Genomic DNA, 18,226 nt, shown 5'->3' on the forward strand with positions numbered 1-18,226 from the left:
CTATAGCATCCTAGTTTGACGGATCAAGGCTTTTGGCAGCTTGATGCTCGTCAAATGAAAGGGGCAAGCCTAAACCTATTGTCCGCAAGCTGCATGACGATCAGGGCAAAAAAACCTGGAGTCGGCGCCGTGCCGGTTGCCAGGCCACGGCGTATGGGGCTTAGCGCTCAGCGCAGGGCGAGCACCGCCGCCCACTGATCTGCGGTGACCGGCATGACCGACAGGCGACTGCCTTTTTGCACCAGGGGCATTTCGGCGAGTGCGGTTTGCTGCTTGAGGTAATCCAGGCGCAGGACCTTGTCGAAGGTTTCCACATGGGCCACGTCGATGGCGCTCCAGGCATTCTTCTCGGCGCTGGACTTGGGGTCGAAATAGACGCTGTCAGGTTCCAGGGCAGTAGGGTCCGGGTAGGCCGCCTGGATAATTCGGCCTATGCCGGCGATACCCGGTTCCGGGCAACTGGAGTGGTAGAAAAAGAACTCGTCGCCGACCGCCATGGCACGCAGGAAGTTGCGTGCCTGGTAGTTGCGTACCCCATCCCAGCGGGCTTGGCCGAGTTGCTGCAGACCCTCGATCGAGAGTTCATCCGGCTCGGACTTCATCAGCCAATAGGCCATCTTTCTTCCCCTCCAAAGGGTGATTGGGCAGGTTGTCGGGCAATTTTATGACAAACCGACGGTCGGTTGACGTCAGCGTTTGCGTGTCGGTTCACGTTATCGCAGAATGCCGGGATTTTAAGCTTGACGCTGCTGCACGGCCTGTTATGGAACCCGCTGCTGTCATCGTGTGTGATTTGCCTGAGGGGGGGCAATCGATGAAACGCCAACCGGATTTACTATGGATTTTGGTTATTTTGTTCGGTTTGGGCGTGGTGACCACCGGTTATGCCCAAAGCTTGTGGTCCAACAAGACCGATGCCCCGATCGAGATCGCCCAACAGCAGCCGCAACCGTTTAAGCGTTGAGCCAGGCCTGGCGCCGCGGTTTGGATGTTGCGCCTATCGGCTGAAGTACCACCCCTGATCAGTCACGGTGCCGTGCAACGGCACATCCCAGCTGGCCTGATCCAGTCTTTCGACTTTCTGGCATTCATGAGCCAGCCCCAACAGCTTTGGCTTGCGCCAGCTCTTGCGCCGCGCGAGATAGGCCAGGCTGCGGTCATAGAAACCGCCGCCCATTCCCAGGCGTCCGCCTTGTTCATCGAATCCCACCAGTGGCAGGAGCACCAGGTCCAAAGCCCAGACCTTGCGTTGCCGTGCAGCATTGATCCTGGGTTCGAGGATGCGAAAACGATTGGGTCGCAGCTTTTCTCCCGGTCGAATGCGCTGGAAGACCATCTTGGTTCGTGGCCAGGCACTGAGCACCGGCAGGTAGGTGGCCTTGCCCCGGCGCTGGGCGGCGCGCAGCACCAGGCGTGGATCGATCTCACCATCGGTAGGCAAATACAGCGACAGGTGCTTCGCCCTGCGAAACGCTGGATTCTGCGCCAGTTGGCGGTACAGGCCGCGGGCGGCTTGGCGTTGTTGGGCTGATGTCAGGGCGCGACGTGCTTTACGCAGCATGCGTCGAAGTTGCGGGCGGGAAAGCGGCGCAGGTTCGGTCATGGAAGAGGCTATGCAAGGTCGGATATGGCAGAACAGCCTACCCGGAAAAACCAACGCCAGCATGGATAACTGGCATTGGTCGGTAATTCAGGCTCCCCGGGCGAACCGCTGTCGACTTAGCCCTTGAACCCGAAAGTTCAAGGCGGAAGATGCAGCAGGCTTTAAGGCTTTCCGTCTAGCGGACATGCACACCAGCCCAACGTGCAACTTCCAGGGTAGTGCGAATCGGCTCAGGGACATCGCCAACTGGCAAGCACCCCAGGGAGTGGCGGAAGTATACCGCAACCTCGATCAGGAATCAGCTTTGCTTGTGTCCGAATCAGTGGCCAGAACCAGGTCAACGCGATCCAGCAGATCCCGCACTTGTTCGCGGGTTGTCGCACTGGCCTGCACATCCGGACGCTCCTGACGGTGCAGCAGGTCGTGAGTGATGTTCAGGGCGGCCATGACGGCAATGCGGTCGGCGCCAATGACTTTGCCGCTGCTGCGAATTTCGCGCATCTTGCCGTCCAGGTAGCGGGCTGCACTCACCAGGTTGCTGCGCTCTTCCTGGGGACAGATGATTGAATACTCTTTGTCGAGGATCTGCACGGTAACGCTATTGCTTGAACTCATGAGTCTTGCTCCAGGGCCTTGAGGCGCGAAATCATCGATTCGACCTTACGCCGGGCGATTTCGTTTTTTTCAATGAGGTGCGCGCGTTCCTCGCGCCAGGTCTTTTCCTGAGCTAATAAGAGTGCGTTTTGACTCTTTAGTTGCTCGACCCGGGTAATAAGCAGTTCGAGTCTGGCCATCAGTGCGTGCAGGTCGGTGTCTTCCATTGTGTCCCACTGAAGTTGGTCTGATGAGTGGCAACTGGCTGAGCAGCGCCTGGAAGGGCTGAACAGTCCTGGCGCATCTGGCGCTGCCCGGTCGGCAATCTGTCATTCGCCCAACGCCTCGCGGACCGTTGTGACGGGGCGCAAAGCACAACGCGGCGCTGGCAATGAATGATGACACGCCCTACGATACAAGGCCTTCATTCTAGACATTGCGCCGCTTGGCGCCTAGCTGCCCATGCCCATTCAGAATTCCCCGTATAACGCCTTCGCCACCCTGCTCAGCAGCAGTGGTCATCCTGTTTCTCCTGCCGAATTGCACGGCCTGTTGCTGGGTCGCAGTTGCGCCGGCGCCGGGTTCGAGGTCGATGGTTGGCTGGTGGACGCCACCGAACTGCTCGAAGGCGAACCGCAAGACAACGTGCGCAACGCCTTGATCGGCCTGCAGGAAATGGTCAAGGGCGAGCTCACCAGCGACGACATGACCGTGGTCCTGTTGCTGCCCAGCGATGACGCGCCACTGGCCGAACGTGCCGCGGCCCTGGGTCAGTGGTGCCAGGGGTTCCTCGCCGGTTTCGGCCTCAACTCCCGTGACAGCAGCTCCTTGAGCGTCGAGGCCACGGAAGTGTTGCAGGACCTTGCCGCTATCGCCCAGGTGCAGGACGCGTTGGAAGAATCCGACGACGGTGAAGGCGACTACATGGAAGTGATGGAGTACCTGCGGGTCGCACCGTTGCTGCTGTTCACCGAAACCAACAAGACCGTTGCACCGGCTGCCAAGCCTTCTCTGCACTGACTGACAGGGAACTGCATCTGCCCATGATTCATATCCCGAAAGCGGAATACAGCCGTCGCCGCAAGGCACTCATGGCGCAGATGGAGCCCAACAGTATCGCGATCCTGCCGGCGGCGGCCGTGGCCATTCGCAACCGCGATGTGGAACACGTCTACCGCCAGGACAGCGACTTCCAGTACCTCAGCGGTTTCCCCGAGCCCCAGGCGGTGATCGTGCTGATGCCCGGGCGCGAGCATGGCGAGTACGTGCTGTTCTGTCGCGAGCGCAATGCCGAGCGTGAGCTTTGGGACGGCCTGCGGGCCGGACAGGAAGGCGCGATCCGCGACTATGCTGCGGACGATGCGTTCCCCATCACCGATATCGACGACATTCTCCCTGGCCTGATCGAGGGGCGTGACCGGGTCTATTCGGCCATGGGCAGCAACCCGGAATTCGACCGCCACCTGATGGACTGGATCAACGTGATCCGCTCTAAAGCGCACCTCGGCGCCCAGCCACCGAACGAATTCGTTGCCCTGGATCATCTGCTGCATGACATGCGCCTGTATAAATCGGCGGCAGAAGTGAAGGTGATGCGCGAAGCGGCGCGAATTTCCGCCCAGGCCCATATCCGTGCGATGCAGGCCAGCCGTGCCGGTTTGCATGAGTTCAGCCTGGAAGCCGAGCTGGACTACGAGTTTCGCAAGGGCGGGGCGAAGATGCCGGCTTATGGCTCCATCGTCGCGGCTGGGCGCAACAGCTGCATCCTGCACTATCAGCAGAATGACGCCGTGCTCAAGGACGGTGACCTGGTGCTGATCGACGCCGGTTGTGAAATCGACTGCTATGCCAGCGATATCACCCGAACCTGGCCGGTCAATGGCAAGTTCTCTCCCGAGCAGAAGGCGATCTACGAACTGGTGTTGGCTTCTCAGGAAGCCGCCTTTGCCGAGATCGCCCCGAACAAGCACTGGAACCAGGCCCATGAGGCGACGGTACGGGTGATTACCTCCGGCCTGGTGGACCTGGGCCTGCTGGAAGGCGATGTCGATGAGCTGATTGCCAGCGAGGCCTACAAGGTGTTCTACATGCACCGTGCTGGACACTGGCTAGGCATGGATGTGCACGACGTCGGCGAATACAAGGTCGGCGGCGAGTGGCGGGTGTTGGAGGTCGGCATGGCGCTGACTGTGGAGCCGGGCATCTATATCTCCCCGGGCAACCAGCAAGTAGCGAAGAAGTGGCGCGGCATTGGCGTGCGCATCGAGGACGACGTGGTAGTGACCAAGCAGGGCTGTGAAATTCTGACGGACGGCGTGCCGAAACGGATCGCCGAGATCGAGGCACTGATGCTCACTGCCCGGACCCAGGCGCTATGAGCCGGGTCAATCTGGCAATCATTGGTGGCGGCCTGGTAGGCGCCAGCTTGGCCTTGGCCCTGCAGGCCGGCGCCAAGGCCCGTGGCTGGAAGATCGTGCTGATCGAGCCGTTTGCCCCCGGCGACAGTTTCCAGCCCAGCTACGACTCGCGCTCTTCGGCCCTGTCCTTCGGTGCCCGGCAGATCTACCAGCGCCTGGGGTTGTGGCAGGAAATCTCCCGTCGCGCCGAGCCCATCAAGCAGATCCATGTGTCTGATCGCGGGCGGTTTTCCACTGCGCGCCTGTCGGCCATGGAAGAGGGGGTTCCAGCCCTGGGTTATGTGGTGGAGAACGCCTGGCTTGGCCAATGCCTGTGGCAAGGCCTGGACAAGGATGTGATCAGTTGGCGCTGCCCGGCTGAAGTCACCCGCCTGGAGCCGCTGGAAGGCGGCTATCGCCTGACCCTCAATGACGAAACCACTCTGGAGTGCGACCTGGCAGTGCTCGCCGACGGCGGCCGCTCCGGCTTGCGCGAAAAACTGGGGATCGGGGTCAAGAACCGTCCCTACAACCAGAGCGCGCTGATTGCCAACATCACCCCCAGCGAAGCCCACAACGGTATGGCCTTCGAGCGCTTCACCGATGATGGGCCGATGGCCCTGCTGCCGTTGCCGGAAAATCGCTGCGCACTGATCTGGACCCGCCAGGGCATGGATGCGCAGCGCCTGGCCGACCTGGATGAGCGCAGTTTCCTCAGCGAATTGCAGGGTGTGTTCGGCTATCGCCTGGGGACCCTGAAACAAGTGGGCGCCCGGCACCTGTATCCGCTGTCCCTGGTGGAAGCCGAAGAGCAGGTACGCCCGCATCTGGTGGTCCTGGGCAACGCCGCCCACAGCCTGCACCCGATTGCCGGCCAGGGTTTCAACCTGTCGCTGCGTGATGCCCAGGCGTTGGCGGATGCCTTGTTGGCCAGTGAGCAGCCTCCGGGTGATTTTGCGGTTCTGCAGGCCTATCGCGAGCGCCAACGCCAGGACCAGAACCTGACAGTGGGCTTCTCCGATCAGGTCACGCGGCTGTTCGGCAGCAAGCTACCGCTGTTGTCCGTGGGGCGCAATTTGGGATTGCTTGGACTGGATCTGCTGCCCCCGGCCAAACGCTGGTTTGCACGTCAGGCCATGGGCCTGGGTACCCGTCCGGATGCGTGACTGGTTGACCCGGCGCGTCGGCAAGGCACGCCTGCTGCGCTGGTTGCTGAGCCTGTATCCACCCTATCTGGGAGCCGGTGTGCGGGTGCGGTACATCAGCGCGGACTTCCGCGAAGTCCAGGTGTCCATGGGCTTGGGCTGGTACAACCGCAACTATGTCGGGACCCAGTTCGGCGGCAGCCTGTATTCGATGGTGGACCCGTTTTTCATGCTGATGTTGATGGAAAGCCTCGGTCGCGACTACATCGTCTGGGACAAGGCCGCGGCCATCGACTTCATTGCTCCGGGCAAGGGCCCGGTGTTTGCCCGGTTCAGCATCGATCAGGCGCTGCTGGATGAGATCCGCCGGCAGACCGCCAGCGGCGAGAAGTACCTGCCGCAGTTGCAGGTGGAGATTCACGACGGCTCCGGCACCTTGGTGGCGCGGGTCGATAAAACCCTTTACGTGCGGCTCAAGCCGCAAGCGAGACAGGCTTAAAGCATGGAAATGCGCGCAGATGTGCTGATTGTCGGAGCCGGAATGGTCGGCAGTGCCTTGGCGCTGGCGTTGCAGGGCAGCGGCCTGGAAGTGCTGTTGCTCGATGGCGGCCCTTTGAGTGTCAAGCCTTTCGACGCCGAATCGCCTTTCGAACCGCGGGTCAGCGCCTTGTCGGCGGCCAGCCAGCGGATTCTGCAGCGCCTCGGTGTCTGGGATGGCGTCGCTAGCCGACGCAGCAGTCCCTATTGCGACATGCAGGTCTGGGATGGCAGTGGCACCGGGCAGATTCACTTCTCGGCGTCCAGCGTGCATGCCGAGGTACTCGGGCACATTGTCGAGAACCGCGTGGTCCAGGATGCCCTGCTTGAGCGTCTGCACGAATGCGATATCGGCCTGTTGGCCAATGCGCGATTGGAGCAGATGCGTCGCTCCGGCGATGACTGGCTGCTGACCCTGGCGGACGGTCGGGTATTGCGCGCGCCGCTGGTGATCGCCGCCGACGGTGCCAACTCGGCGGTGCGTCGTCTCACCGGATGCGCCACCCGCGAGTGGGATTATCTGCACCATGCCATCGTTACCAGCGTGCGCTGTAGCCAGCCTCACCAACTGACGGCCTGGCAGCGTTTCACTGATACCGGGCCACTGGCTTTCCTGCCGTTGGTACGAGATGGACAGCACGATTGGTGCTCGATCGTCTGGTCCACCACGCCTGCTGAGTCCGAGCGCCTGATGGCCCTGGACGACGCAAGCTTCTGTGCTGAACTGGAGCGCGCCTTCGAAGGCCGCCTGGGCAGTGTGCTCGGCGCCGATCCACGGCTCTGCGTGCCGCTGCGCCAGCGGCATGCCAAGCGCTATGTGGCAGAAGGCTTGGCACTGATTGGTGACGCCGCCCATACCATTCACCCGCTGGCGGGGCAGGGGGTCAATCTGGGCTTCCTCGACTCTGCAGTGCTGGCGGAAGTGCTGTTGCAGGCACTCAGCCGTGGCGAACGCCTGGCCGAGGTCAAGGTGCTGAGCCGTTTCGAGCGCCGGCGCATGCCGCATAACTTGGCGCTGATGGCGGCCATGGAAGGTTTTGAACGGCTGTTCCAGGCCGATCCGCTGCCACTGCGCTGGCTGCGCAATACCGGTTTGAAGATGGTCGATCAGATGCCCGAGGCCAAAGCCTTGTTCGTACGTCAGGCACTGGGGCTCAGTGGCGATCTGCCGGAGTTGGCCAAGGCGTAGGCGCTGGCTTGCCGACGAAGGGGCCACTGCTTCCGGGCGGCCTCTTCTGCGCAACATCTCGTAACTCCTCAACGCCGGGTTCGGTTGAGAAGCTAAATGTGAGTCCTTATCATTTCGCCTCATTTTGAATTCGAGAGACCGCTCCCATGTTGGCACCGAAGCGTCTACTGACCGCCCTGGCACTCACACTCATCGGTGGCACCGCCTATGCCGCTGATGAAGTCGTGGTCTACTCCTCGCGTATTGATGAGCTGATCAAGCCGGTGTTCGATGCCTACACCCAAAAGACTGGGGTGAAGATCAAGTTCATCACCGACAAGGAAGCGCCGCTGATGCAGCGGATCAAGGCCGAAGGCGAGAACGCCACCGCCGACCTGCTGCTCACCGTGGATGCGGGAAACCTCTGGCAGGCCGAGCAGATGGGCATCCTGCAGCCGTTCACCTCCAAGGTCATCGACAGCAACATTCCCCTGCAATACCGCTCCTCCAATCACGCCTGGACCGGTCTTAGCCTGCGGGCACGGACCCTGGCCTACTCCACCGACCGGGTCAAACCTTCCGAGTTGACCAGCTACGAAGCCCTGGCGGGCAAGCAGTGGGAAGGCCGCCTGTGCCTGCGTACCGCGAAGAAGGTCTACAACCAGTCGCTGACCGCGACCCTGATCGAAACCCACGGTGCCGAGAAGACCGAGGAGATCATCAAGGGCTGGGTCAACAACCTGTCCACCGATGTATTTTCCGACGACATCGCAGTGCTGGAGGCGATCAACGCCGGGCAATGCGACGTCGGCATCGTCAACACCTACTACTACGGCCGCCTGCACAAGCAAAAGCCGAACCTGGCGGTGAAGCTGTTCTGGCCGAACCAGGCTGATCGCGGGGTGCACGTCAACCTGTCGGGCATTGGCCTGACCAAGCATGCACCGCATCCGGAAGCGGCCAAGGCGCTGGTGGAGTGGATGACCACGCCTGAAGCGCAGAAGATCTTTGCCGACGTCAACCAGGAATTCCCGGCCAACCCGGCCGTAGAGCCTTCTGCGGAAGTGGCCAGTTGGGGCAAGTTCGTGGCCGACACCCTGCCGGTCGAGATTGCCGGCAAGCGCCAGGCCGAAGCCATCCGCTTGATGGATCGCGCTGGCTGGAATTGAGCCTGCCGTTATACTGCGCCCCGCTTCTGCGGGGCGTTTTCTTTAACGGCCGGCAGCAGCGGGCTTGCCCGCGATGACCGTGCCGCGCACTCCCTGTAACTGCCATCTGCCCGAGAGTTTTTTGTGGCCCATCCCGCCCAACGTCGCTGGTATCCCCTGGTCTTTGCCGTAGCGGCCCTGGTCCTGTTGCCGCTGAGCGTGTTGCTGTTGTCCTGGCAGGCGATCGATACACAGATCTGGTCCCACTTGTGGGACACGCAGATGCCGCGTCTGTTGAGCAACACCCTGATCCTGGTGCTCGGCGTGGGCGTGGGCGTCACGCTGTTGGGCGTGAGCCTGGCGTGGCTCACCAGTCTCTGCGAGTTCCCCGGACGACGCTGGCTGGATTGGGCGCTGATGTTGCCGTTCGCGATTCCGGCTTACGTGCTGGCCTTTGTCTTTGTCGGCCTGCTGGATTTTTCCGGGCCGGTGCAGAGTTTGCTGCGGGATTGGTTCGGCAGCGGCTTGCGCCTGCCCAGGGTGCGCTCCACCGGTGGGGTGATCCTGGTGCTGGTGCTGGTGTTCTATCCCTATGTCTATCTGTTGGCGCGCAACGCTTTCCTGGCCCAGGGCAAGGGCTTGATGGAGGCCGCACGAGTCCTTGGGCAATCCCCCTGGCAGGCGTTCTGGCGCGTGGCATTGCCCATGGCGCGGCCGGCCATTGGCGCCGGTGTGGCTTTGGCGCTGATGGAGACCCTGGCGGATTTCGGCGCCGTGTCGGTGTTCAATTTCGACACCTTCACCACAGCCATCTACAAGACCTGGTATGGCTTCTTCAGCCTCTCCAGTGCCGCGCAGTTGGCCAGTCTGTTGCTGCTGGTGGTGATGTTGGTGCTGTACGGCGAGCGGCGAGCCCGGGGAGCCAGCCGCACCGGCAACGAGCGGCCCCGGGGCAAGGCCTTGTATCACCTGCGGGGAATCAAGGCGGTGGCGGCCACCGGCTGGTGCCTGCTGGTGTTCGCCTGTGCGTTCGTGATCCCGCTGCTGCAATTGCTGGCGTGGTTCTGGCAGCGCGGGCGCTTCGACCTGGATGAGCGTTATGCCGGGCTGATTATCCATACCTTGTATCTGGGGGGCATGGCAGCGCTGATTACCGTCAGCGTGGCGTTGCTGCTGGCATTCGCTAGGCGCCTGGCGCCGACCCGGGGCATCCGCGCCGGGGTCAGCCTGGCCAACCTGGGTTATGCCTTGCCTGGCTCGGTGCTCGCGGTGTCGATCATGCTGGCCTTCAGTTATCTGGATCGCGAGCTGGTGATTCCGCTTTCCAGCTGGCTGGGCGAGGCCGGCAAGCCGCTGTTGCTGGGTAGCCTCAGTGCGTTGTTGCTGGCTTATCTGGTGCGTTTCATTGCCGTGGCTTACGGGCCGCTGGAAAACAGTCTGGAGCGGATTCGCCCGTCGCTGCCCGAAGCTGCGCGCAGCCTGGGGGTTGGTGGTCCGCGACTGTTTTTCAAAGTGTATCTGCCGCTGTTGCTGCCCGGGACCTTGAGCGCGGCCCTGCTGGTGTTCGTCGATGTGCTCAAGGAAATGCCCGCCACCTTGCTGATGCGCCCGTTCGGCTGGGACACGCTGGCGGTGCGGATCTTTGAAATGACCAGTGAAGGGGAGTGGGCGCGGGCTTCGCTGCCAGCGTTGACTTTGGTGTTGGTGGGCCTGTTGCCGGTGATTGGCCTGATCCGTCGCTCGGCCCATCGAATCGGTTAGGTGCCAGCCTTCCACCTTGCAGCTACAATGCGCGGCATTCGGTGCGGCCTGTTGTTTGGCCGGGACGCTGAAATCGGCTGAAAGCCATCTATTTCAAGGCTTCCACCCTTGCAGCGCCAGTCCGCACCCTCGCCACGCCCGGAAGGAGAAACCCATGGGACAGCGTACGCCTCTGTATGACCTGCATCTCGCCCTCGGCGCGAAAATGGTCGATTTTGGCGGTTGGGATATGCCCTTGCATTACGGCTCGCAGGTCGAGGAGCACCATCAGGTGCGACGTGATTGCGGTGTGTTCGATGTATCCCACATGACCGTGATCGATGTCAGCGGCGTCCAGGCCAAGGCCTGGCTCCAGCAGTTGCTGGCCAATGACGTCGAACGCCTGAAAAGCCCCGGCCAGGCTTTGTACAGCACCATGCTCAATGAGCGTGGCGGCATTGTCGACGACATGATCGTCTACCGTCTCGAAGACGCTTATCGCCTGGTGGTCAACGCCGCTACCCGGGAGCAGGACCTGGCCTGGATGCAGCTGCAACTGGGGGACTTCCAGGTGCAACTGCACGAGCGCCAGGAGCTGGCCATGCTGGCAATCCAGGGGCCTCAGGCGCGAAACCGGATTGCCGAGCTGGTCACCCAGTCTCGGGGAATACTGATCCAGCAACTCAAGCCTTTCGAAGGCCGCGCCGACGGCGACTGGTTTATTGCCCGTACCGGTTACACCGGCGAGGACGGTCTGGAGATTGTCTTGCCTGCCGAACAGGCGCCGGCATTCTTCAACGACCTGGTCGGGGCGGGGATTTCACCGATTGGCCTGGGTGCGCGGGATACCTTGCGCCTGGAAGCCGGGATGAACCTCTACGGCCAGGACATTCACCAGGATGTGTCGCCGCTGGCGGCGAACATGGCCTGGAGCATTGCCTGGGAGCCGGCATCACGCAAATTCATTGGTCGTATGGCGCTGGAGGCTGAACGAGCGTCCGGCGTGAAGCAGAAACTGGTGGGTTTGGTTCTGGAAGAACGCGGGGTTCTGCGCGCTCATCAGGTGGTTCGCATCGCGGATGTTGGCGAAGGTGAGATCACCAGTGGTAGTTTCTCCCCTACGCTGAGTAAATCGATCGCACTGGCGCGGGTGCCGATGGCCACCGCCGACCGTGCTGAAGTGGAAATCCGTGGCAAGTGGTACCCGGTTCGGGTGGTCAAGCCGACCTTCGTGCGCCATGGCAAAACCTTGATCTAACTTTTTGCAGCCGGCATTGGCCGCTGACATTTCTTCTTGAGGACACAGAACATGAGCGATATCCCTGCCCACCTGCGTTTTGCCGAAAGTCACGAATGGGCCCGTCTGGAGGCCGACGGCAGTGTGACCGTGGGTATTAGCGACCACGCCCAGGAAGCCCTGGGCGATGTGGTGTTCGTCGAGCTGACCGAAGTCGGCACTGTATTTGGTGCAGGGGATCAGGCCGGTGTGGTTGAGTCGGTGAAAGCCGCTTCCGACATCTATGCCCCGGTGGCTGGTGAAGTGATCGCGGTCAACGAAGAGTTGAGCGCCAGTCCCGAGCTGCTCAACAGCGACCCGTACGGCGCCTGGATCTTCAAGCTCAAGCCGAGCAATCTGGCCGATCTGGACAAGTTGCTGGACGCTGCCGGTTACCAGGCCGCCATCGGCGAGTAACCCGGCTCTGCGAGCAAGCCTGCTTTCCTTCCAAGCAAGCTTGCTCGCGAACGCGTTAAGCGTGCTAACCGTTAGTACTGCAACGCTTCTTTCACTGCGGCCACTGCACGTTCCACATCGGCTTTGTTCATGGCGCTGAACATCGGCAACGAGACGATCAGTCGACCGACCCGTTCTGCCACCGGGAACATGCCCTCCTTGAAGCCGCGTTCGCGGTACAGGCTCAGCAAGTGAATGGGCGGATAGTGATAGCCAATGCCGATCCCCCGCTCTTGCATCTGCTCCATGAAGGTCGCGCGAGCCGGTTTGCCATCCTTGCGCTCCGGCAACACCAGCTGGAACAGGTGCCAGTTGCTGTTGGTGAAGTCCGCTGGCGGTAGCTGGGCGCCGTAGCGGGCTTCGAAATCGCTGCCAAAACACTCGAAGTAATGCTGGGCCAGCTCACGTCGGTGGGCGGTGATCTTCTCGATATGGGCAAATTGTCCCAGGCCGATGGCCGCGGCGACATCGGTCATGTTGAACTTGCCCCCCAGCACATCCACGTCCAGGCCGTCGAAACCGCTACGGGTAACCCCTTGCAGGCGATATTTCTCGGCCAGGCGTACTTCCTCCGGTGTATTCAGGACCAGGCAGCCGCCCTCGGACGAGGTGACGTTCTTGTTGGCCTGGAAGCTGAACGACACCAGGTCGCCGCCGGCGCCAATGCGCTGGCCATTCCAGCTGGAGCCCAGGGCCTGGGCCGCATCTTCCACTACCCGCAGGTTGTGCTTTTTGGCCAGGGCGTACAAATGGTCCATGTCCACCGGCAAGCCCGCCAGGTACACCGGGATAATGGCTTTGGTTCGTGGCGTGATGGCCGCTTCGATCTGGGCCAGGTCGATGTTGCGAGTGACCGGGTCAATGTCGGCGAACACCGGTGTGGCGCCCACTTCGAGAATCACGTTGGCGGTTGCGACCCAGGAAATGGGGGTGGTGATGACTTCATCTCCAGGACCTATGCCGGCGATCCGCAAGGCGATTTCCATGGTGCAAGTGCCGGAGTTGAACGTGCGTACCGGACGCCCGCCAAAGAACTCCGAGAGTTGTGCTTCGAAGGCCTGGACCTTGGGACCGCTGGTGATCCATCCCGAACGCAGCACGTCGCCGACAGCGGCGATGGTGGCTTCATCGATGGTGGGTTTGGAGAACGGCAGGAAAGGCAGTTGGCTCATGACGATGGGACACCCGATAAGCGGACGATAAGAGCATGGGTTGAGGCGCGCCAGGGCTGGCGCGCGGACGCCCTGCATGATGGTACCGATTGCCTCGGGACGCCAGCACGTCGATGGGTGAAATCGACTGCTATGCTGCTTTGCACCCTGTTGCATCGACGCTGAGCGCCGTTTATCGGAGAGAGCCTGTCATGTCCCAGTCGCCATCCCTGAGCCAGTTACGCGAGCCCAACGCATTTCTCAACCGGCACCTGGGGCCCGATGCCGAGGAGCAGCAGGCCATGCTCGCCAGCCTTGGGCTGGGCAGCCGGGTCGAGTTGATCGAGCAGACGGTGCCGCCGGGAATTCGCCTCAATCGTGCTCTGGACCTGCCACCGGCCCTCGATGAGTCTGCCGCCCTGGCAAAGCTCAGGGGTTATGCCGCACAAAATCAGCTGTTTACCAGCCTGATCGGCATGGGCTACCACGGCACCCTGACGCCGACGGTGATTCTGCGCAATGTGCTGGAGAACCCCGGCTGGTACACCGCCTATACACCTTATCAACCCGAGATTGCCCAGGGCCGGCTCGAGGCCTTGCTGAACTTCCAGCAGATGACCATCGATCTCACCGGCCTCGACCTGGCCAATGCCTCGCTGCTGGACGAAGCCACCGCAGCTGCCGAAGCCATGGCCCTGGCCAAGCGCGTGGCCAAGTCCAAGAGCAATCTGTTCTTTGTCGACCAGCACTGCCATCCCCAGACTATTTCCGTGGTCCGTACCCGTGCCGAAGGTTTCGGTTTCGAGCTGATCGTCGACGCTGTGGAAAACCTGTCCGCGCATCAGGTGTTCGGTGCTCTGTTGCAGTACCCGGATACCCAAGGCGAGATCCGTGACCTGCGGCCGCTGATCGACCAGCTGCACGCCCAGCAGGCCCTGGCCTGTGTTGCTGCCGACTTGCTCAGCCTGCTGCTGTTGACTCCACCGGGCGAACTGGGGGCCGATGTGGTCTTGGGTTCTTCCCAGCGTTTTGGCGTGCCGATGGGTTATGGCGGCCCTCATGCTGCGTTTTTTGCTTGTCGCGACGAGTACAAGCGGGCGATGCCCGGGCGCATCATTGGCGTGTCCAGGGATACTCGGGGCCAGGTGGCCTTGCGCATGGCCTTGCAAACCCGCGAGCAACATATTCGTCGCGAGAAGGCCAACTCCAACATATGCACTGCCCAGGTGCTGCTGGCCAATATCGCCAGCTTCTATGCGGTCTACCACGGTCCGCAAGGGCTCAAGCGCATTGCCCAGCGGGTGCACCGGCTGACCTGCATCCTGGCGGCAGGTCTTGAGCGCCATGGCATCGTGCGACTCAATCGGCACTTTTTCGACACCTTGACCCTGGAGGTGGGCGGCAGCCAGACCGCGATCATCGAAAGCGCCAAGGCACTGCAGATCAACCTGCGGATTGTTGGCCGTGGTCGGTTGGGACTGAGCCTTGATGAGACCTGTGATGAAACCACCGTGGCCCGGTTGCTGGATGTGTTCCTGGGCGCTGACCATGGGCTGGATGTCACCGGACTGGACGCCGAGGAACTGCAGTCAGGCCTTCCTGACGAGCTGCTGCGCCGCAGCCGCTACCTGACCCATCCGGTGTTCAGCGCCCATCACAGCGAAACCGAGATGCTGCGCTACCTCAAGCAGTTGGAGAACAAGGACCTGGCGCTCAACCAGTCGATGATCCCCCTGGGCTCCTGCACCATGAAGCTCAACGCCAGCAGCGAAATGATCCCCATTACCTGGCCGGAGTTCGCCATTCTGCATCCCTTCGCCCCCCGGGAGCAGGCTGTCGGTTATGGGTTGATGATCGAGGAGTTGGAGCGCTGGCTGTGCGCCATTACCGGTTTCGACGCCATCTGCATGCAACCCAACTCCGGTGCCCAGGGCGAGTACGCCGGGCTGTTGGCCATTCGTCGATACCACGAGAGTCGCCATCAGGGGGATCGGCATATCTGCCTGATACCGGCCTCCGCCCATGGCACCAACCCGGCGTCGGCGCAGATGGCCGGGATGCAGGTGGTGATTGTCGAGTGCGACGAGGCCGGCAACGTCGATCTGGAAGATCTGAAAGCCAAGGCCCAGGCTGCTGGCAGCCGCCTGTCTTGCCTGATGGCGACCTATCCATCGACCCATGGCGTCTATGAAGAGGGTATCAGCCAGATCTGTGAAGTTATCCACAGCCATGGCGGCCAGGTGTATATGGACGGCGCCAATCTCAATGCCCAGGTGGGCCTGGCTCGGCCCGCGGACATTGGCGCCGACGTCTCGCACATGAATCTGCACAAGACTTTCTGTATTCCCCATGGCGGCGGTGGACCGGGTATGGGACCTATCGGGGTACGCGCGCACCTGGCGCCCTTTGTCGCCAATCACCCGGTGGTGCCGATCGACGGACCGCTGCCAGAGAATGGCGCGGTCAGCGCCGCCCCCTGGGGCAGCGCGAGCATCCTGCCCATCAGTTGGATGTATATCGCCCTGATGGGGCCGCAGTTGGCGGATGCCAGCGAGGTGGCGATTCTCGCCGCCAATTATCTGGCCGAGCACTTGGGTGGCGCATTTCCAGTGCTTTACAGCGGGCGTAATGGCCGGGTGGCTCACGAATGCATTCTCGATCTGCGCCCGCTCAAGGTCCTGACCGGCATCACTGAGGAAGATGTGGCCAAGCGTCTGATGGATTACGGCTTCCACGCTCCGACCATGTCGTTTCCGGTGCCGGGCACGTTGATGGTGGAGCCCACGGAAAGTGAGTCCAAGGCCGAGCTCGACCGGTTTATCGAGGCCATGCTGAGCATTCGTGCCGAAATCGCCCAGGTACAGGAAGGCCACTGGCCCGACCACGACAATCCGCTCAAGGGCGCGCCCCATACCCTGGCGGACATCACCGGTGTCTGGGAGCGGCCTTACAGTATCGAGCAGGCGGTGTTGCCCACGGCTCACACTCGGGCGCACAAGTATTGGCCAACGGTGAATCGCGTGGACAACGTCTATGGCGACCGCAACCTGTTCTGTGCCTGTGTGCCGCTGGAGGCTTATCGCTAAGCCTCGTCCCAGTGGTTTCTCGCCAGGTTTTCAGCAAAAAAAATGCCGCTCATTCGAGCGGCATCCTGGCTTTCATTTCCGGTGTTATTGCTCAGCCAACGCGTTCTTGGCCAGGATTGCGTTGGCCAGTTCCATGTCGGTGGCCTTGAGGCCGGGATTCTCAGCACGGACCTTCTGCATCGCAGCTTCCAGGTATGGGCCGCGGATGTTGCCATCACTGGCAACAAAGCTGCCGGCATCGTCCTGGGCCGCGACGATCAGTTTGTGGTCCTTGAAGGTCAGGTAGGTGGAACCGGTGGTGGCACCGGAGGAAATGACGTTACGCCAGAAGGTGTCGGCCATTGCCGAACCAACGGGGAGAGAAAGCAGGGCAAGTGTGACGACAGCTATTTTCAGACGCATGATGGGGGACTCCAACTGGGGGTTATCTGCACAGTTTGATTCTAGATAACCCGTCGGAGTTCCGTGACCCCCTCAGTCAAGGTTTTCGACTAGCAGGACCGTACCTTCCTGGGCCACCACCCGGACCTTGGCACCTACGGGCGCGTCGTCGCCCTTGGCGATCCACACGCCGTCGGCGACCTTGATCCGGCCACGGCCATTGACGATCGCCTGGTGCACCACGAAGGTCTTGCCGATCAATTCCTGACCCCGCAGGTTCAGGTTCGGCTGGTCGCTGGGGCGGACCACGCTGCGCTGGCGCCGCCACCAATACAGCGCTGTCAGCACCGACAGCAGGCCGAACAGCAAGAACTGCATCTCCCACGACAGGCCGGGAATCAGGAAGGTCAGGACTCCCACCGCGGCTGCGGCCAGGCCGATCCACAGCAGGTATCCCCCGGCGCCGAACACCTCGAAAATCAACAGTACGGTGCCCAGGGCCAACCAGTCCCAGAACGATAGTGCTTGGAGAAATGCCAACATGAACCGTGCCTCAGGCTTTCTTGCTGTCGAACGTGGCTTTGACGATCTCGCCGATTCCGCCGACGGCGCCGATGACCTGGCTGGCCTCCAGCGGCATCAGGATCACTTTGCTGTTATTGGCTGATGCCAGCTTGCCTAGGGCATCGATGTATTTTTGCGCGACGAAGTAATTGATCGCCTGGACGTTGCCGGTGGCGATCGCTTCGGATACCACCTGGGTCGCCCGGGCCTCGGCTTCTGCCTGACGCTCCCGAGCTTCGGATTCGAGGAATGCCGCCTGGCGCTCGCCTTCGGCCTCCAGAATCTGTGCCTGCTTCTTGCCTTCGGCGGTGAGAATGGCCGCGGCACGCAGGCCTTCGGCTTCGAGGATCTGCGCGCGCTTGACCCGTTCGGCCTTCATCTGCCCGGACATGGCCGCCATCAAGTCTGCAGGCGGGCTGATGTCCTTGATCTCGATCCGGGTGATCTTGATCCCCCAGGGCGCAGTGGCTTCATCGACGGTTCGCAGGAGTTTCTCGTTGATCCCGTCACGTTGACTGAGCATTGCATCCAGCTCCATGGAGCCGAGCACGGTACGGATGTTGGTCTGCAACAGGTTGCGGATGGCGTGTTCGAGGTTGTTGACCTCGTAGGCGGCCTGGGCGGTATTGACTACCTGGAAGAAACACACGGCGTCGATCTGCACCGTGGCGTTGTCGGCGGTGATGACTTCCTGGGGAGGAATGTCCAGCACGCTTTCCATGACGTTGATCTTGCGGCCGATGCGGTCCATTACCGGAATTATGATGTTCAGCCCCGGCTTGAGGGTGTTGGTGTAGCGCCCGAAGCGTTCCACGGTCCATTGATAGCCCTGGGGCACGACCTTGAAACCCATGAATACAATGGCCACTGCGAGGCCGACGAAGAGTAGAAGCACGCTGCCGATCTGCATGACATTTCCCTGTTCAGGTTGGATTTGGCGAAATGGCCAATGGCTTGAGTTTAGCGGGGCAGGGCAGCCCG

General features: G+C 61.6%; 19 protein-coding genes and 1 other RNA gene. 11 read left to right on the top strand and 9 right to left on the bottom strand.

Features of this window, described 5'->3' with window-relative positions:
* Window positions 1-167: 167 nt before the first annotated feature.
* Complete coding sequence (locus GV819_RS02080) at window positions 168-617, bottom strand: EVE domain-containing protein (RefSeq protein ID WP_161753005.1); 450 nt, start codon at window positions 615-617, stop codon at window positions 168-170.
* Window positions 618-814: 197 nt separating this feature from the next.
* Between GV819_RS02080 and GV819_RS32900 the strand changes: the two genes are divergently transcribed.
* Window positions 815-964: a hypothetical protein gene (locus tag GV819_RS32900; RefSeq protein WP_178124695.1), complete on the top strand. Its 150-nt coding sequence runs from the start codon at window positions 815-817 to the stop codon at window positions 962-964.
* 33 nt (window positions 965-997) lie between these two features.
* On the opposite strand, the gene GV819_RS02085 is transcribed toward GV819_RS32900, so the two are convergent.
* The 4 genes from GV819_RS02085 to GV819_RS02100 form a co-directional block, all read right to left on the bottom strand.
* Window positions 998-1,603 (bottom strand): 5-formyltetrahydrofolate cyclo-ligase, encoded by a 606-nt coding sequence (locus GV819_RS02085; RefSeq protein ID WP_161753007.1) that lies wholly within the window; start codon window positions 1,601-1,603, stop codon window positions 998-1,000.
* 89 nt (window positions 1,604-1,692) lie between these two features.
* A non-coding RNA gene (gene ssrS, locus GV819_RS02090) (6S RNA) lies at window positions 1,693-1,871 on the bottom strand.
* A gap of 23 nt (window positions 1,872-1,894) precedes the next feature.
* Complete coding sequence (locus tag GV819_RS02095; RefSeq protein WP_161753009.1) at window positions 1,895-2,218, bottom strand: cell division protein ZapA; 324 nt, start codon at window positions 2,216-2,218, stop codon at window positions 1,895-1,897.
* On the bottom strand, window positions 2,215-2,424 hold the full coding sequence (locus GV819_RS02100) for a TIGR02449 family protein (protein WP_011064144.1): 210 nt from the start codon (window positions 2,422-2,424) through the stop codon (window positions 2,215-2,217). Before GV819_RS02100 ends, GV819_RS02095 begins: the two co-directional genes overlap by 4 nt.
* A 235-nt stretch (window positions 2,425-2,659) precedes the next feature.
* Here GV819_RS02100 and GV819_RS02105 point away from each other — a divergent pair, with 235 nt between their 5' ends.
* The 9 genes from GV819_RS02105 to gcvH all read left to right on the top strand — a co-directional run bounded on the left by GV819_RS02105 (window position 2,660) and on the right by gcvH (window position 12,024).
* A complete protein-coding gene (locus GV819_RS02105; protein ID WP_161753011.1) occupies window positions 2,660-3,217 on the top strand; it encodes a YecA family protein in 558 nt (185 codons plus the stop codon).
* Between the two features lie 23 nt (window positions 3,218-3,240).
* Window positions 3,241-4,575, top strand: coding sequence for a Xaa-Pro aminopeptidase (gene pepP / locus GV819_RS02110; RefSeq protein ID WP_161753013.1), 1,335 nt, complete (start codon window positions 3,241-3,243; stop codon window positions 4,573-4,575).
* The gene (gene ubiH / locus GV819_RS02115) at window positions 4,572-5,759 is read left to right on the top strand and encodes a 2-octaprenyl-6-methoxyphenyl hydroxylase (protein ID WP_161753015.1); all 1,188 of its coding nucleotides are present in this window, start codon (window positions 4,572-4,574) and stop codon (window positions 5,757-5,759) included. Before pepP ends, ubiH begins: the two co-directional genes overlap by 4 nt.
* Entirely contained in the window at window positions 5,752-6,237 is a 486-nt protein-coding gene (locus GV819_RS02120) for a DUF4442 domain-containing protein (RefSeq protein WP_161753017.1), read from the top strand. Before ubiH ends, GV819_RS02120 begins: the two co-directional genes overlap by 8 nt.
* A 9-nt stretch (window positions 6,238-6,246) precedes the next feature.
* Window positions 6,247-7,464: a 2-octaprenyl-3-methyl-6-methoxy-1,4-benzoquinol hydroxylase gene (locus GV819_RS02125; protein ID WP_178125920.1), complete on the top strand. Its 1,218-nt coding sequence runs from the start codon at window positions 6,247-6,249 to the stop codon at window positions 7,462-7,464.
* Window positions 7,465-7,610: 146 nt separating this feature from the next.
* On the top strand, window positions 7,611-8,612 hold the full coding sequence (locus tag GV819_RS02130; protein ID WP_161753021.1) for an extracellular solute-binding protein: 1,002 nt from the start codon (window positions 7,611-7,613) through the stop codon (window positions 8,610-8,612).
* Between the two features lie 123 nt (window positions 8,613-8,735).
* A complete protein-coding gene (locus tag GV819_RS02135; protein ID WP_161753023.1) occupies window positions 8,736-10,352 on the top strand; it encodes an ABC transporter permease in 1,617 nt (538 codons plus the stop codon).
* Window positions 10,353-10,506: 154 nt separating this feature from the next.
* Window positions 10,507-11,589, top strand: coding sequence for a glycine cleavage system aminomethyltransferase GcvT (gene gcvT / locus GV819_RS02140; RefSeq protein ID WP_161753025.1), 1,083 nt, complete (start codon window positions 10,507-10,509; stop codon window positions 11,587-11,589).
* A 51-nt stretch (window positions 11,590-11,640) separates the two neighbouring features.
* On the top strand, window positions 11,641-12,024 hold the full coding sequence (gene gcvH, locus GV819_RS02145; RefSeq protein WP_161753027.1) for a glycine cleavage system protein GcvH: 384 nt from the start codon (window positions 11,641-11,643) through the stop codon (window positions 12,022-12,024).
* 71 nt (window positions 12,025-12,095) lie between these two features.
* On the opposite strand, the gene GV819_RS02150 is transcribed toward gcvH, so the two are convergent.
* Window positions 12,096-13,235 carry a DegT/DnrJ/EryC1/StrS family aminotransferase gene (locus GV819_RS02150; protein ID WP_161753029.1) on the bottom strand — a complete coding sequence of 380 codons (1,140 nt, stop codon included), beginning with the start codon at window positions 13,233-13,235 and terminating at the stop codon, window positions 12,096-12,098.
* Window positions 13,236-13,426: 191 nt separating this feature from the next.
* Between GV819_RS02150 and gcvP the strand changes: the two genes are divergently transcribed.
* Window positions 13,427-16,300, top strand: a complete 2,874-nt coding sequence (gene gcvP, locus GV819_RS02155; protein WP_161753031.1) for an aminomethyl-transferring glycine dehydrogenase — start codon at window positions 13,427-13,429, stop codon at window positions 16,298-16,300.
* 84 nt (window positions 16,301-16,384) lie between these two features.
* Here the strand turns inward: gcvP and GV819_RS02160 are convergent, their stop codons facing one another.
* The 3 genes from GV819_RS02160 to GV819_RS02170 form a co-directional block, all read right to left on the bottom strand.
* Window positions 16,385-16,702: a DUF2388 domain-containing protein gene (locus tag GV819_RS02160; protein WP_161753033.1), complete on the bottom strand. Its 318-nt coding sequence runs from the start codon at window positions 16,700-16,702 to the stop codon at window positions 16,385-16,387.
* Window positions 16,703-16,774: 72 nt separating this feature from the next.
* Window positions 16,775-17,224: an NfeD family protein gene (locus tag GV819_RS02165; protein ID WP_161753035.1), complete on the bottom strand. Its 450-nt coding sequence runs from the start codon at window positions 17,222-17,224 to the stop codon at window positions 16,775-16,777.
* Between the two features lie 10 nt (window positions 17,225-17,234).
* On the bottom strand, window positions 17,235-18,155 hold the full coding sequence (locus GV819_RS02170; protein ID WP_161753037.1) for an SPFH domain-containing protein: 921 nt from the start codon (window positions 18,153-18,155) through the stop codon (window positions 17,235-17,237).
* Window positions 18,156-18,226 lie beyond the last annotated feature (71 nt).

The organism is Pseudomonas sp. Fl5BN2, from assembly GCF_009908205.1.
Lineage (GTDB): Bacteria > Pseudomonadota > Gammaproteobacteria > Pseudomonadales > Pseudomonadaceae > Aquipseudomonas.